At 69.3% G+C, this 14,929-nt stretch carries 9 protein-coding genes and 1 tRNA gene; 7 read left to right on the top strand and 3 right to left on the bottom strand.

Going from position 1 to position 14,929, the window contains the following annotated elements; all coding sequences use genetic code 11:
- Nucleotides 1-143: 143 nt before the first annotated feature.
- Nucleotides 144-3,365, bottom strand: a complete 3,222-nt coding sequence (locus AC5WS8_RS08325) for a bifunctional cytochrome P450/NADPH--P450 reductase (protein WP_496102644.1) — start codon at nucleotides 3,363-3,365, stop codon at nucleotides 144-146.
- Between the two features lie 240 nt (nucleotides 3,366-3,605).
- Between AC5WS8_RS08325 and AC5WS8_RS08320 the strand changes: the two genes are divergently transcribed.
- Complete coding sequence (locus tag AC5WS8_RS08320; protein ID WP_496102643.1) at nucleotides 3,606-4,259, top strand: TetR/AcrR family transcriptional regulator; 654 nt, start codon at nucleotides 3,606-3,608, stop codon at nucleotides 4,257-4,259.
- A gap of 379 nt (nucleotides 4,260-4,638) precedes the next feature.
- Nucleotides 4,639-6,147 (top strand): MFS transporter, encoded by a 1,509-nt coding sequence (locus tag AC5WS8_RS08315; protein WP_496102642.1) that lies wholly within the window; start codon nucleotides 4,639-4,641, stop codon nucleotides 6,145-6,147.
- Nucleotides 6,148-7,231: 1,084 nt separating this feature from the next.
- Here AC5WS8_RS08315 and AC5WS8_RS08310 read toward each other — a convergent pair.
- Both AC5WS8_RS08310 and AC5WS8_RS08305 read right to left on the bottom strand, forming a co-directional pair.
- The gene (locus AC5WS8_RS08310; protein WP_496102641.1) at nucleotides 7,232-7,561 is read right to left on the bottom strand and encodes an NIPSNAP family protein; all 330 of its coding nucleotides are present in this window, start codon (nucleotides 7,559-7,561) and stop codon (nucleotides 7,232-7,234) included.
- A gap of 641 nt (nucleotides 7,562-8,202) precedes the next feature.
- Nucleotides 8,203-8,286 (bottom strand) — tRNA-Leu (locus tag AC5WS8_RS08305).
- A gap of 638 nt (nucleotides 8,287-8,924) precedes the next feature.
- Here AC5WS8_RS08305 and AC5WS8_RS08300 point away from each other — a divergent pair.
- The 5 genes from AC5WS8_RS08300 (at nucleotide 8,925) to AC5WS8_RS08280 (ending at nucleotide 14,869) form a co-directional block, all read left to right on the top strand.
- Nucleotides 8,925-9,773: an FHA domain-containing protein gene (locus tag AC5WS8_RS08300; protein ID WP_496102640.1), complete on the top strand. Its 849-nt coding sequence runs from the start codon at nucleotides 8,925-8,927 to the stop codon at nucleotides 9,771-9,773.
- Between the two features lie 10 nt (nucleotides 9,774-9,783).
- The gene (locus tag AC5WS8_RS08295; RefSeq protein ID WP_496102639.1) at nucleotides 9,784-10,296 is read left to right on the top strand and encodes an FHA domain-containing protein FhaB/FipA; all 513 of its coding nucleotides are present in this window, start codon (nucleotides 9,784-9,786) and stop codon (nucleotides 10,294-10,296) included.
- A gap of 90 nt (nucleotides 10,297-10,386) precedes the next feature.
- Nucleotides 10,387-11,922 (top strand): Stp1/IreP family PP2C-type Ser/Thr phosphatase, encoded by a 1,536-nt coding sequence (locus tag AC5WS8_RS08290; RefSeq protein ID WP_496102789.1) that lies wholly within the window; start codon nucleotides 10,387-10,389, stop codon nucleotides 11,920-11,922.
- Nucleotides 11,923-11,948: 26 nt separating this feature from the next.
- Nucleotides 11,949-13,385: an FtsW/RodA/SpoVE family cell cycle protein gene (locus tag AC5WS8_RS08285; RefSeq protein WP_496102638.1), complete on the top strand. Its 1,437-nt coding sequence runs from the start codon at nucleotides 11,949-11,951 to the stop codon at nucleotides 13,383-13,385.
- The gene (locus AC5WS8_RS08280; RefSeq protein WP_496102637.1) at nucleotides 13,382-14,869 is read left to right on the top strand and encodes a peptidoglycan D,D-transpeptidase FtsI family protein; all 1,488 of its coding nucleotides are present in this window, start codon (nucleotides 13,382-13,384) and stop codon (nucleotides 14,867-14,869) included. Before AC5WS8_RS08285 ends, AC5WS8_RS08280 begins: the two co-directional genes overlap by 4 nt.
- Nucleotides 14,870-14,929 lie beyond the last annotated feature (60 nt).

Below are 14,929 nucleotides of genomic sequence, written 5' to 3'. Positions count from 1 at the left end.
TGAGCGGCACCGCGCGGCGGTTCGGGCCGGCGGGTGCCTGTGGTGTCTGAGTGGCTGGTGGGGCCGGGAGGTGTGCGGGGAAGGCAGGACGTCCGCACGCCTCCCGGCGGCTGAGGGGCGCACGCCTTGACGGCGTGCGGCGGTCAGGCGAAGACGTCCTGCTGGTAGCGCTCGTCCGCCTCGAGCTGGGCGAGCCACTGCTGGGCGGTCTCGTCGTCGGCGCCGGTCTTGTCGCGGTGGATGGCGGCGAGGGCCTCGCGGACGGCGGGGGCCATACGGCGGCCGTCACCGCAGACGTAGATGTACGCGCCGTCTTCGATGGCCTGCCACACCGTGTCGGCCGCACTGGCGATGGCGTTCTGCACGAACCGGGCCGGGTGGCCGGTCACCGCGGAGAAGGCGGTGTGCACCCGGGCGATCCCGGACTGCTCCCAGTCCTGCATCTCCTGGCGGTAGAAGTAGTCGTGCTCCGGGTGGCGGCAGCCGACGAACACCTGCGACAGGCCCACCTGGGTGCCGCCCGCGTGCTGTGTCGCCCGCTCCTCCAGGAAGCCGCGCAGCGGCGCGATGCCGGTGCCGGGGCCGATGAGGATCAGCGGCGTGGCGGGGTCGGCGGGCGGGGCGAACGTCGGGGAGGGCACGCGGACGTAGCCGTAGACGACGTCACCGGGCTCCAGGCCCGCGATGTAGGAGGAGCAGGTGCCGCGGTACTGGCCGTCGCCGGACAGGGCCGGGCCCTCCAGCAGCCCGACGGTCAGCCGGACGTGGCGCGGGTTGGCCGACGGGGCGGAGGAGATGGAGTAGAAGCGCGGCCGGATCGGGCCCATCATCTCCAGGAACACCGCCAGCGGCAGCTCGATGGCCTCGAAGCGCTCCAGCAGGCCCAGCACCGAGATGCGCTTGCCGAGGATCTCCTGCTGGTAGCGCTCCTCGGCCTCCTGCGTGTCGGCCGTGTAGGCCTGGAGCTGCGGCCGGGTCCACGGGCACTCGGTGTACTCGGCGAGCGTGTGGATCTGGGAGCGGGTGGCCACGTCCTGCAGTTCCAGGAACTCGGTGAGCAGGATGCCGGCGGTGACCGGGGTGCCGACCGGCAGGTGGGTGCGGCCACCGTCCGGCTGGTCGAGCCGGAGCACCTGGTCGTAGTCGACGCCGAGCCGCCTCAGGGCGCGCTCCACCAGGGAAAGCTCGTTCTTGGCGAAGACGGCCAGGTGGTTGCCGGTGTCGTAGGTGACACCGTCGGGCAGCTCGAAGGTGATGGACTTCGCCGACGGGCGCGGCGGCTCGATGCTGAAGTCCCACAGACCGGTCGCGTCGGCCACGAGCTCCTCGTTGGCCACCACGGTGAGCGGGTAGGCCTGCTCGGAGACGATCGCGGGGCGCACGTCGGACTCGCTGAGCAGCTGGACCTGGTAGCGCGGGCCGCTGGCCTGGGAGGTGTCGGCGGCGTACTCCTCGGCCAGGGTGGCCCACAGGGTGTCCATCCACCGCGTGGCCATGCCGTCGAAGTCACCGGCGGCGTCCGCGATGCCGCGCTCCACGATCGGGGTGGCGCCGGCGGCCAGCAGACCTTCCTCGATCCGCTTGGGGAATGCCTGGTAGGTGGCCACCCACTGGGTGTTGCCGGCGCCCAGCAGCGCGAACCGCACATTCGACAGGGAGCCCTCCGGCAGTCCGACGGCCAGCAGGTCGTCGAAGCGCTGGGCGTTGTCGGGGGCCTTGCCGTTGTAGCTGGCGGCGACCACGGTGAGCAGGCCCTCGGTGGGCAGGTTGTCGCCCAGCTCGTCCAGGCTCACCAGCGTGGTGCCGAACCCGGAGCGCTCACCGCGGTCGGCGATGGTGCGCGCCAGGTCCTCGCAGGAGCCCAGGCTGGAGCCGTAGGCGACGGTCAGGTTCACCCCGACACCGCTGACCGCTGCCCGCGCCTGCGTGTCGCCGGTCTGCACATCCGCGACGCCGAACACGGTCCGCTCGTGCTCCTGCCGGCGGCGCACGACCAGCTCGAAGTTGCCGGGCTTGCGCGTCAGCGCCTCCCGGGGGTCCATCTTGTAGTCGCTGGTGTCGGCGAACTTGAACTTCTGCAGCACCAGCGCCAGGGCCAGGCGGGCCTCGACGAGCGCGAACTGGCGGCCGATGCAGGCACGTATGCCGTTGCCGAACGGCTTGTAGGCGTGCGGGTGCTGCGTGACCCGGTTCTCCGGCAGCCACCGGTCGATGTCGAACTCCTCGGGCCGCTCCCACGCCTTGGGGTGGGTGTGCAGCGGGCCCTCGAGGATGAGGACCTTCGTGTCCTTCTTCAGCTCGTACCGGCCGCCGATGACGGTGTCCTCCCGCGCCGTCTTGCCGAACGACGGGATGGGAGCCCACAGGCGCAGCGTCTCGTCCAGGATCCGCGGGATGACGTCCATCTGCATGATCGTGTCGTAGTCCGGAACGGTGTCGCCCGGCAGCAGGCGGTCCACCTCGGCATACGCCTGGGCCAGCACGGACGGGTTGCGCATCAGCGAGTACGTGGCGAACGACAGCAGACCACTGGTGGTCTCGTGACCGGCGATCAGGAACGTCAGCACCTGGTCGCGGACGTTGTCGATGTCCAGCTTCTTGCCGGTCTCCGGGTCGGTGGCCTCCAGCATCAGACCCAGCAGGTCGTCCTCACCGCTGGACTGCCCCTCGCGGCGCTCCTTGATCACACTCTCGACCAGCTCCTGCATCATCTGGATGTTCGCGCCGTACCTCTTGGCATCGGCCTTGCGGAGCTTGGTCATCATCGGCAGCTCCTGCGAGCGCCGCAGCGACTCGATCAGCGCCTCCAGCAGCGCCTTGAGGAAGGGGTGCAGCTCCTCCTTCTCGAAGGAGTCGAACCGGTAGCCGAACCCCGACAGGGCGATGGTGTCCAAGGTGAGCCGGGTGTAGTCGTCGGTGATGTTGACCGGCTGGCCCTCCCGGCGCTCCCACTTGCCCGCCAGGTTCTGGGCGATCTCCAGCATCTGCCCGAAGTAATTCCTCATGGCGCGCTGGCTGAAGGCCGGCAGGAGGATCCGGTGCGCCATGCCCCATTCCTCTTCGTGCTGGTGGGCCGTGAACAGGCCCGCGCCGGCGAAGTCCCGGACGTGCTGCAGCGGCGTCCTCTCGATCTGCTTGAAGAACCGCGTCTCGTCGGAGACCTCGGCCACCAGGTCCGGGTCGTAGACGAACACCTGCTCGATGCCGGCGATGTCCATGCCGTAGATGCCCTCGGGGAACTGCTTGGACAGCTCGGCGAAGTACTCCACCGGATTGGTGTCGGGGATCTGCGGCGTGTGGCCGAGCAGGGGGATCCCCCGCGGGGACCGGATGGGGCGAAGGTCGTTCGCGGAGTGCGTGGTCATGTTCTTGCTCCTTTGCGTGGAGAAGGGGGAAGGGCAAGGGCGCCGGTCGATGCCGCGGTACACGACAGAACCATACGTCGTACGGAATCGAAACCATACGCAGTACGGAAACCGGAGCGCAACCCCGGACGCGCAAGCGACCGCCGTGATGAAGGTCATTTCCATACGACGTATGGCACTGATACCGTACGTGGTATGGAAAAAGCGAGGCGTCCCCCGCGGGGAACCAGGAAGAGGGACGTGCCCCTGACCGAGGCCGGGATCTATGCCGCCGCCCTGCGGCTCATCGACGCGGACGGGGTCGAGGCGCTCACCATGCGCAAGCTCGCGACCGTGCTCGATGCGAACCCGATGTCGCTGTACCACCACGTGTCGAACAAGGAAGCCGTGCTGCGCGGCGTGACGAGAAGGGTCGGCGCCCGGTTCCGCACCGTGACGCTGGAGGACGCCCCCTGGCAGGAGCGCATCCGCCTGCTCGCCACGGACTTCCGGGCCCTGGCGCACCGTCATCCCGAGCTGGTGGCCTACTCCTTCAGCCACCAGCCGGACTTCATCCAGCCCGACGACCCGTTCTGGACAGCCCTCACCGCGATCGTGGCCGCTGCCGGGGTGCCGCGGTCAAAGGTCCCGGAGATCGCCGCGCTGATGGTCGCCGTCGTCATCGGCGTTCTCACCGCCGAACTCAACGGCTCGCTCCACCAGTGGTCGAACCTCACGCCCCCCGGCCCTGACGCCGAAGGAAACGGGGCCGCGGACGCAGCGTCCGGCTCCCCGGACGCAGCCCCGGAAGGCCCTGATCAGGACCACATGTTCCGCCTCGTGATGGACACACTGATCACGGGCCTGGAAAGCCGGCTCACCGGTGATCGGCACGGCCGGGGCGCCGACCTCTGAGCCGGTCGTCCTCAGGCGCTGCGCACCAGGCGCTGGACGCCTGGGGTGCGCGCCCGCAGTCGGACGAGCTCGGCCTGCGACACACGGGAGCCACCCCCGTCCCATGGGTAAGCCCGTCCGGCGGGGTGGTTCCCCAGTCCGTACGCGGCAGCCGTCCGCCGACGCCAACCGCGAAATGCGCGTGCGGGGACCTCTTCATGGCCCCCTCCCGAAACGGGGAGCCATCGGCCTCGTCGAGCTGCATCACCCGCGCCATCCGTTTACCGAGGCGGCCATGCCGCCGAGGGCTCCCGCCCGTGAGCGTGAAGGGCGGCCCGTACCGGATGAACCGCACCTGATATCCCCAATCCCCCCATCCGCTGTCCGGAGGGCTGTCCTCATGTCCCAGAACGCCACCGCCGCTGCTCGCGGCGCCGAGATCGCACCTGAGCATGTGCCCGACCTGTCGCATCAGCGTCGCTGGTGGACTCTGTTGGTCATTTCCCTGTCCATGCTGATGGGTGTCCTCGACGGCACCATCGTGAACATCGCCCTGCCGTCCGCCCAGCACGACCTGGGCTTCTCGGACGCCTCTCGGCAGTGGGTGGTCACCGCCTATGCCCTCGCCTTCGGCAGCCTGCTGCTGCTCGGCGGCAGGATCGCGGACCTGGTCGGGCAGAAGGTGACGTTCCTGGTGGGTCTGGCCGGCTTCGCGGCCGCTTCCATGGTGGCAGGCGCGGCGAACGGTTTCGCCATGCTCGTCGTCGCCCGGGCTGTCCAGGGCCTGTTCGCCGCCCTGCTGTCCCCCTCGGCCCTGTCGATCCTGATGACCACCTTCACCGATCCGCGCGAGCGGGCGAGAGCCTTCACCGTGGCGGGCTCGGTCGCCGGTGCCGGCGGAGCCGTCGGCCTGATTCTCGGCGGCGTGCTGACCCAGTACCTGGACTGGCGCTGGACCATGTACGTCAACGTGATCTTCGCGGTGGTGGCGTTCGTCGGTGGGGCAGCCCTGCTGCACCGCACCCCGCGTGATACGACCTCCAAGCTCGACGTCCCCGGCACCCTGCTGGCCTCCATTGGCCTGTTCTGCCTGGTCTACGGCTTCTCGAACGCCGAAACGCACGGCTGGGGCTCGCCCGCGACCTGGTGCATGCTGGCGGCCGGCGCCGTACTGGTGGCCCTCTTCACCTGGTGGCAGACCAGGACGGCGTATCCGCTGATGCCCCTGCGGGTGCTGCTGGACCGGAACCGCGGCGGCTCCTTCGCCGCCCTCTTCGTCACCGGAGCCGGCATGTTCGGCGTGTTCCTGTTCCTGACCTACTACCTGCAGCAGAGCCTCGGCTACAGCGCTCTGCACACCGGCTTCGCCTTCCTGCCCTTGATCGTGGCCTCGTCGTGCGCCTCCGCCGTGGCGAACAACGTCCTGGTGGCGCACATGGGACCGAAGCCGGTGGTCCCGCTGGGCATGGCCATTGCCGCCGCCGGGCTGATCTGGATGACCACGCTGGACCTGAACAGCGGATACGCGACGCAGGTACTGCCCCAGCTGGTACTCGTCGGCATCGGGCTGGGCACGGTCATCGCGCCCGCCATGAGCCTGGCGACCTCCGGCGTGGCGGCCGCCGATGCCGGCGTGGCTTCGGCCGCTGTCAACACCCTCCAGCAGGTGGGCGGTTCCATCGGGATCGCCCTGCTCAGCACGATGGCCTCCGACGCCGCGACCGGCTACCTCTCCGGCCGCAACCCCAAGGACCCCGCCGTCCTGGCCCAGGCCGGCATCGAGGGCTATTCCACGGCCTACTGGTGGTCGGCGGCCGTCTTCGCCATCGGCCTCGTCGTCACCGCCCTGCTCTACCGCCGGGGTGTGCCCCAGCAGGACGAGAACGCTGCACCTGTCGTGCACATGTAGCAGGACAGGTGGTCACCTGAGGGGTCCACCCCTCATCCCCTCACCCCCTCACCCACGGGTCGGACGAACGTCCCACCCGCCGGCATCCAGCCCGGCGGAGCACGCTCTCCACGGCATCGCCCGGAACCTTTTCCCCGGACCCGGGCTGGTGACCAGCGGTAATGGCCGAGTACTCGTCTCTGCGCCCACATGAAACACCGAGAGCCGTACAGACCTCGACAGGAACTGACGCGGGGGCATGTACGGCTGAAGAGGGCGTGGAAAGGGTGGTGTGCGAGACGGGGGCGCACAACGGCAGCCGGCGGGGTCTTGACACTACTGCTGGACGCCCCTTGACGCGGTGCTCGCTCAGGTCACCTCCATCGACTCCGCGGTGCAGCCGTCCGCCACCGTCACCTGGCGGGACCTCTCCACCCGCAATGCCCGCCGCTTGTTCGACACCGACGCACGGTGACCGCCCGACCTGAAGGAACGGTCGTGAGCAAGTGGGTCTGACGACCGCGGTCGTCACAGCAGCACCACGGTCCGGGGTGCTGGGGCGGCTCTCCTTGCAGCTCCTCACGAAGTTGCGCGCGAGGCCGCTCGAATCGGCCCTCTGGGCGAAGTCGTCGTCACATTCTTCCTCGCAGCCGGTTGCGCCTTCCCCAGGAATCGCAGTGTCCGGCAGTGACCGGGACCCTGGGCGCCGGCGTTCGGCTCGCTCGAACCGCGGACCACGGCGCCCCGCCCAGGCTCCGGCCTGCCGAGGGCGCAGACGCGGCAGCAGCCGAAGCGGGCCCTGCCCGGAGCAGACCGCACCGCCACTGGCTGCTGAACCGGCGTCACGTTCGCATGCGGAGCGCCCTGCTGTGCGGTGGGGGACCCGCCATCCACTGCCGACCTCACCGACTTCGTCCGTGTCTGCTGCCGACTGCGGGGCGCCTTGGCCGAGTTGCGCGAAGCGACCGGGGTTGCCCCCGGCGCGTGGTGGCAGCGTTTGCTGCCCGAAGAGCGCAGCGCTGCCGCTGAACGTGAGAGCCGCAGGTCGTGGCCGTTTCTGGTTGGCTCACTTGTGCGGATCACAACCTGAGAGGCTCGGGCCCCGTCATCGCAAGGGTGAGTCGGCGGTGGGCTTCAGCACGGTCTCGGCGACGTCGACGATCTGGCCGATGTCGAAGCCCTCCATGTCGGCGCGGAATTCGGGGCTGGACAGGTACGCCGTCAGCCGCTCCTGCACGTCGTCGGCATCCCTGTAGGACACGAGGGCGTACAGCTGGCGCGCCTCGCTGTCGGCAGGCGCGGGCACCGTCCAGACCCCATGTGTGGTGATCCGGTGCTTGGCCATGCCTGGAATGTGCTTGGACCAGATGTTCTCGTAGGCGGCGAGCGCCTCAGGGCTGCACAGGGTGTAGACGCGAAGCTGGTACTGGGACATGAACACTCGTTCCTTTTCTTCTCAGTATGTATGTCGGTGGTCGCGATGCTTCCATACGTTGTACGGAAGCATCTCACCAGAATTACCATACGCCGTATGGAAATGTCGAGGGGTCTGTGATGTGGTGCTCCGCTACGCCGTTGCGGCATGACGTGCCGGCCTGGGTGCGACTGCGGCTGCGGCACCGAGGGCACGTGACGCTCCGGCGCAGACCGGGCCGTGAAGGACAACAGGCCGCGCGCTGCTCGTCGAGCTTGCGGACGAAGCTCCGCGTGACGACGCGCCTCTGCTGTCGGCGCGCACCGGTGCGGAGGACTTGCTCCTCACCACCGAGCTGGTCATCAGCGAACGCACAGGGAATCCCCTGCCGGGAATCCGGCGGACTCCTTCTCGCTCGGTTCGGCCCAGACCGTCTTGCCTTGCCGGACGCGGCGCGTTCCCCGGTGCTCGGCAAACTGACGGCAACAACACGGCATTACCCGCAGGAGAACCCTTGGCCCCGCCCGTGATATAGCTCACGGGCGGGGCCAGGGGCGTCGATCTCCGGCTGTGCGATCCCTCACAACGCGGACACAACGAGAAACGGGCCCCTGCCGTGACTTCCGTCACCGGCAGAGACCCGTTTCGTCGGTTTCTCTCTGTGCGCGAGGGGGGAGTTGAACCCCCACGCCCTTGCGGGCACTGGAACCTGAATCCAGCGCGTCTGCCTATTCCGCCACCCGCGCATTGGGTGTGTCCTCCGGTCCCGGCCCTCTCGGCCCGGCGCCTTCCGACACCCAGAACATTAGCACGCTGAAGAGGGTGGGTTCACATCCCTTTCCCCCGGGGCCCCTGGGCCCCGCCCCGCGAACCGGCTCCCGACCAGCGACTACCCCGAACTCCCGGTGCCTGCCCCGACCACCACCGGGCGCCGGCCCGCACCACCCCGCACCCACAGCCCGGCCGCACGCACCCACCCCGCCACCGCCTCGCCGCCCCGACCCTCCCACCGCCCGGCCCCGCGCCCCGCGCCCCCCGCCGCCCCGCCGACGTCTCAGAGTGTGTCTGTTCACGTATCAACCTCGTACCGGTCCCGTTCATCTCCCCAGGAGGCGGCGGGGTCTACAGCCGGGTGCGGGACACTGGTCTGCAGCCGCCTCTACGATCCATGCCGGGAGTACCACCGCGGAGCGCTCCGAGGAGTACGACAAGGAGTACGCCCGGGAGGTGTTCGAAGGGGCCGTCCGCAGGGAAGTCCGGAGGCGTCGACACCCGTCGACAGGGACGACGGGGGGAACCAGCCGATTTTCCGGCGCGTGGATACGATCAGTAAGCAGTACCAGGTAAGCAGTACACAGAACGGCAACGACGGAGGAGGTGCCCCATGGGAGTCCTGAAGAAGTTCGAGCAACGTCTCGAAGGTCTGGTCAACGGCACCTTCGCCAAGGTCTTCAAGTCCGAGGTCCAGCCCGTGGAGATCGCCGGCGCGCTCCAGCGGGAGTGCGACAACAACGCGACCATCTGGAACCGCGACCGCACCGTCGTCCCGAACGACTTCATCGTGGAGCTGAGCGCACCGGACTACGAACGCCTCAGCCCCTACTCCGGTCAGCTCGGCGACGAGCTCGCCGGCATGGTGCGCGACTACGCCAAGCAGCAGCGCTACACCTTCATGGGCACCATCAAGGTCCACCTGGAGAAGGCCGACGACCTCGACACCGGCCTGTACCGCGTGCGCAGCCGCACGCTCGCCTCCTCCACCGACCAGCAGGCTCCCGCACAGGGCGGCGGCCCCTCCCCCCGCCCCGGCGGCTACGGCTACCCGCCCTCCGCCGCTCCCGCGGGCGCTCCGCCCATGCCGTCCGCGCCGCCGCCCGGCACCCGCCCCGGCGGATACGGCTACCCGCAGCCCGCCGGCCAGCGTCCCGGCGGTTCCCCGGCGTCCGGCGGACGGACCCGCTACTGGGTCGAGATCAACGGCACCCGCCATCAGATCTCCCGCCCGACGCTGGTGCTGGGCCGCAGCACCGAAGCCGACGTGCGGATCGACGACCCCGGCGTCTCCCGCCGGCACTGTGAGATCCGGACCGGAACGCCCTCGACGATCCAGGATCTCGGGTCCACCAACGGCATCGTGGTGGACGGGCAGCACACCACCCGCGCTACGCTCCGCGACGGCTCGCGGATCGTCGTGGGCAGCACCACCGTTATCTATAGGCAAGCCGAAGGGTGAAGCGGGGGCAATGTCAGAGCTGACCCTCACGGTCATGCGGCTGGGTTTCCTGGCCGTACTGTGGCTGTTCGTGATCGTGGCCGTGCAGGTCATCCGGAGCGACCTGTTCGGTACGCGGGTCACCCAGCGCGGCTCGCGCCGGGACGCCGCGCGGCCGCAGCCCGGCGCCCGCCAGGCCGCGCCCCCGCCGCAGCGCCAGCAGCCGAGCGGCGGCCGCCAGCGCCGCGGGGCACCCACCAAGCTGGTCGTCTCCGAGGGTTCACTGACCGGGACCACGGTCGCACTGCAGGGCCAGACCATCACGCTCGGCCGCGCCCATGACAGCACCATCGTGCTGGACGACGACTACGCCTCCAGCCGGCACGCCAGGATCTACCCCGACCGCGACGGCCAGTGGATCGTCGAGGACCTCGGGTCCACCAACGGCACGTACCTCGACCGGACCCGGCTGACGTCCCCCACACCGATTCCGCTGGGCGCGCCGATCCGCATCGGCAAGACCGTCATCGAGCTGCGGAAGTAGTACGACAATGAGCGAGCGGAGCGAGCACGCAGCGGCGGCCCCCACCCAGGGCCCCGGCGCGCTCCCGACCGGAGGGTGGGCACCGTGCGGATGTACCCGGAGCCGACGGGCGAGGTGCGCATGAGTCTGTCACTGCGCTTCGCCGCCGGATCGCACAAAGGAATGATCCGCGAGGGCAACGAGGACTCCGGTTACGCCGGTCCGCGCCTGCTCGCGATCGCCGACGGGATGGGCGGCCAGGCCGCCGGCGAGGTCGCCTCCTCCGAGGTGATCTCCACCATCGTCGCGCTCGACGACGACATCCCCGGCTCCGACGTCCTCACCTCGCTCGGCACCGCGGTCCAGCGCGCCAACGACCAGTTGCGCGCCATGGTCGAGGAGGACCCCCAGCTCGAAGGCATGGGCACCACGCTCACCGCGCTGCTGTGGACCGGTCAGCGGCTCGGCCTCGTCCACGTCGGCGACTCCCGCGCGTACCTGCTGCGGGACGGCGTCCTCACCCAGATCACCCAGGACCACACCTGGGTGCAGCGGCTCGTCGACGAGGGCCGCATCACCGAGGAGGAGGCCACCACCCACCCCCAGCGGTCCCTGCTGATGCGCGCGCTGGGCAGCGGCGACCACGTCGAGCCCGACCTGTCCATCCGCGAGGTGCGCGCCGGCGACCGGTACCTGATCTGCTCCGACGGGCTGTCCGGGGTGGTCTCCCACCAGACGCTGGAGGAGACCCTCGCCAGCTACCACGGGCCCGAGGAGACCGTGCAGGCGCTGATCGAGCTGGCGCTGCGCGGCGGCGGCCCCGACAACATCACCGTCATCGTGGCCGACGTGCTGGACCTGGACACCGGGGACACCCTCGCCGGGCACCTGTCGGACACCCCGGTCGTGGTGGGCGCGGTCGCCGAGAACCAGCACCACCTGCACGACAACGGCATCATGCAGACCCCCGCGGGCCGCGCCGCCGGACTCGGCCGCCACAGGTCCGTGCAGGGCGGCGGGGGCGAGTTCGGCCCGCCCGGCAGCGGCGACACCACCGGGTACCTCCCGGCGGGCAGCTTCGGCGACTACACCGACGAGGACTTCGTCAAGCCGAGGAAGAGCCGCAGGTGGCTGAAGAGATCCTTCTACACGGCCCTCGCGCTCGCCGTCGTCGGCGGCGGCTGCTACGGCGCCTACCGGTGGACACAGACGCAGTACTACGTCGGCGCCAACGGCGAGCACGTCGCGCTGTACCAGGGCATCAGCCAGGACCTGGCCTGGGTCTCGCTGTCCAAGGTGGAGAAGGACCACCCGGAGATCGAACTGAAGTACCTGCCGCCCTACCAGCAGAAGCAGGTCAAGGCGACCATCGCCGAGGGCGGCCTCCAGGCGGCCCAGTCGAAGATCTCCGAGCTGGCCGTGCAGGCGTCGGCGTGCAGGAAGGACGCCGAACGCCGCACCACGGAGTCCAAGAACACCCCCAAGCCCGGCAGCACCACGGGAACCGCGAGCAGCTCCCCGACGTCCAAGGCCACACCGACACCGAACCCGTCGGCGTCCAAGACCCAGACCGCACCCACTCCCACACCCGGCCCCAGCCTCTCGGAGGAAGAGCAGAAGGTCGTCTCACTGTGCGGTAAGCAGTAAGCAGCCGTGAGGGGCCCTGTCACACCATGAGCAGCAGTACGAACACGTCGACGCACCACACGTCCACGATCGGCGCGATCGGCACACCGAGCCGCCGCAACACCGAGCTTGCGCTGCTGGTGTTCGCCGTCGTCATCCCGGTGTTCGCCTACGCCAACGTGGGCCTCGCCATCAACAACAAGGTGCCGCCCGGCCTGCTGAGCTACGGCATCGGCCTCGGTCTGCTGGCCGGCGTCGGCCATCTCGTCGTACGGAAGTTCGCCCCGTACGCGGACCCGTTGCTGCTGCCGCTGGCGACCCTGCTCAACGGCCTCGGCCTGGTGGTCATCTGGCGGCTCGACCAGTCCAAGCTGCTGCAGCACATCCACCAGGCCGGCAACGCGGCGCCCCGCCAGCTGTTGTACACGGCGCTGGGGATCGCGCTGTTCGTCGCCGTACTGGTCTTCCTCAAGGACCACCGCGTCCTGCAGCGCTACACCTACATCTCCATGGTCGCCGCGCTGATCCTGCTGCTCCTGCCGCTCGTCCCGGGCCTGGGCGCCAACATCTACGGCGCGAAGATCTGGATTCATGTCGGCAGCTTCTCCATCCAGCCCGGCGAGTTCGCGAAGATCGTGCTGGCGATCTTCTTCGCCGGCTACCTGATGGTGAAGCGCGACGCGCTCGCCCTGGCCAGCCGCCGCTTCATGGGCCTGTACCTGCCGCGCGGCCGCGACCTCGGGCCGATCCTCGTCGTCTGGGCGATCTCGATCCTCATCCTGGTCTTCGAGACCGACCTCGGTACGTCGCTGCTGTTCTTCGGAATGTTCGTCATCATGCTGTACGTCGCCACCGAGCGGACCAGCTGGATCGTCTTCGGTCTGCTGATGTCCGCGGCCGGCGCCGTCGGTGTGGCCGGCGTCGAGCGCCACGTGAAGATGCGCGTCCAGGCCTGGCTCGACCCGATGAAGGAGTACACGCTCAGCCGGCAGGGTGTCGGCGGCCACTCCGAGCAGCTGCAGCAGGCCCTGTGGGCCTTCGGCTCCGGCGGCACCCTCGGCACCGGACTCGGCCAGGGCCACTCCGAACTGATCCGGTTCGCCGCCAACTCCGACTTCATCCTCGCGACCTTCGGCGAGGAGCTGGGCCTGGCCGGCATCATGGCGCTCCTGCTGATCTACGGCCTGATCGTGGAGCGCGGAGTGCGCACCGCCCTCGCCGCCCGCGACCCGTTCGGCAAGCTGCTCGCCGTCGGCATGTCCGGCGCCTTCGCGCTCCAGGTCTTCGTGGTGGCGGGCGGTGTGATGGGGCTCATCCCGCTGACCGGTATGACGATGCCCTTCCTGGCCTACGGCGGTTCCTCCGTCATCGCCAACTGGGCCCTGATCGGCATCCTGCTGCGCATCAGCGACACCGCGCGCCGCCCGGCCCCCACCCCCGCTCCGAACCCCGACGCCGAGATGACCCAGGTGGTCCGACCGTGAACAAGCCCCTGCGCCGGATCGCGATCTTCTGTGGACTGCTCGTCCTCGCGCTGCTCGTCCGCGACAACTGGCTCCAGTACGTGCAGGCCGACAGCCTGCGCACCGACCCGGACAACCGCCGGGTGCTGATCGCCCGGTACTCCACACCGCGCGGCGACATCATCGTCGACGGCAACCCCATCACCGGGTCCAAGGAGACGCCCACCAACAGCCTCAACGACTTCAAGTACAAGCGCACCTACAGGGACGGCGCGATGTGGGCGCCGGTCACCGGCTACGCCTCCCAGGCCTTCGGCGCCACGCAGCTGGAGTCCATCGAGGACGGCATCCTCACCGGCACCGACGACCGGCTGTTCTTCCGCAACACCCTCAACATGCTGACGGGCAAGCAGCAGCAGGGCGGCAACGTCGTCACCACGCTCAACGCGGCCGCGCAGAAGGCGGCCTACGACGGTCTGAAGAAGGTCGGCGGCAAGGGCGCGGCCGTGGCACTCGACCCGCAGACCGGGGCGATCCTGGCGCTGGCCTCCTACCCGTCGTACGACCCGTCGACGTTCGCGGGCAACTCCCTGTCCACGGACTCCAAGGCCTGGCAGCAGCTGCAGAAGAAGAACGACCCCAGCGACCCGATGCTCAACCGGGCCCTGCGCGAGACCTACCCGCCGGGCTCCACCTTCAAGGTGGTCACCGCGGCGGCGGCACTGGAGAACGGGCTGTACACCGGCGCGGACGAGCCGACCAAGTCCCCGCTGCCCTATACCCTCCCGGACACCAGGACGGAGCTGAAGAACGAGGGGAACATCCCCTGCGAGAACGCGAACATGCGGACCGCGCTGCAGTTCTCCTGCAACACCGTCTTCGGCAAGATCGGCGCCGACCTCGGCCGGGACAAGATGCTCGAGGAGGCGAAGAAGTTCGGCTTCGACTCCGAGCAGTTCACGCCGGTGCGCTCGGTCGCCTCCAACTTCCCGGAGAAGATGGACCGTCCGCAGACCGCGCTCAGCTCCATCGGCCAGTTCGAGACCGCCGCGACGCCGCTGCAGATGGCCATGGTCGCCTCCGCCGTCGCCGACGACGGCAAGCTGATGAAGCCGTACATGGTGGACAAGCTGCAGACGCCCGGCCTGGACGTGCTCACCCAGACCCAGCCGGAGGAGCTGAGCCGGCCGCTGTCGGAGAAGAACGCCCAGATCCTGCAGTCGATGATGCAGACCGTCGTCGAGAAGGGCACCGGCACCAACGCGCAGATCCCGAACGTCACCGTGGGCGGCAAGACCGGTACCGCCCAGCACGGCCTGAACAACAGCGAGAAGCCGTACGCCTGGTTCATCTCGTTCGCCAAGCTCAAGGACGGCAGCTCGCCTGTCGCCGTGGCCGTGGTGGTCGAGGACGACAAGGCCAACCGTGACGACATCTCCGGTGGCGGCCTCGCCGCCCCCATCGCGAAGAACGTCATGGAGGCGGTCATCAACAGCAAGAAGTGACCCCGGTCACGTCGCCTTCACATCGGTGCACGTTGCGATACCGGTCCTGTATCGGGTGGC

Source organism: Streptomyces sp. PTL18 (assembly GCF_059510295.1).
The sequence above is the reverse complement of the archived record's forward strand: the minus strand, read 5'-3'. Positions and strand labels throughout refer to the sequence as shown.

Bases quoted from the DNA above. Each gene is read 5' to 3' on its own strand.
- AC5WS8_RS08325 (WP_496102644.1), bottom strand. From the start codon at position 3,365: ATGACCACGCACTCCGCGAACGACCTTCGCCCCATCCGGTCCCCGCGG.
- AC5WS8_RS08315 (WP_496102642.1), top strand. From the start codon at position 4,639: ATGTCCCAGAACGCCACCGCCGCTGCTCGCGGCGCCGAGATCGCACCT.
- AC5WS8_RS08310 (WP_496102641.1), bottom strand. From the start codon at position 7,561: ATGTCCCAGTACCAGCTTCGCGTCTACACCCTGTGCAGCCCTGAGGCG.
- AC5WS8_RS08300 (WP_496102640.1), top strand. From the start codon at position 8,925: ATGGGAGTCCTGAAGAAGTTCGAGCAACGTCTCGAAGGTCTGGTCAAC.
- AC5WS8_RS08295 (WP_496102639.1), top strand. From the start codon at position 9,784: ATGTCAGAGCTGACCCTCACGGTCATGCGGCTGGGTTTCCTGGCCGTA.
- AC5WS8_RS08290 (WP_496102789.1), top strand. From the start codon at position 10,387: ATGTACCCGGAGCCGACGGGCGAGGTGCGCATGAGTCTGTCACTGCGC.
- AC5WS8_RS08285 (WP_496102638.1), top strand. From the start codon at position 11,949: ATGAGCAGCAGTACGAACACGTCGACGCACCACACGTCCACGATCGGC.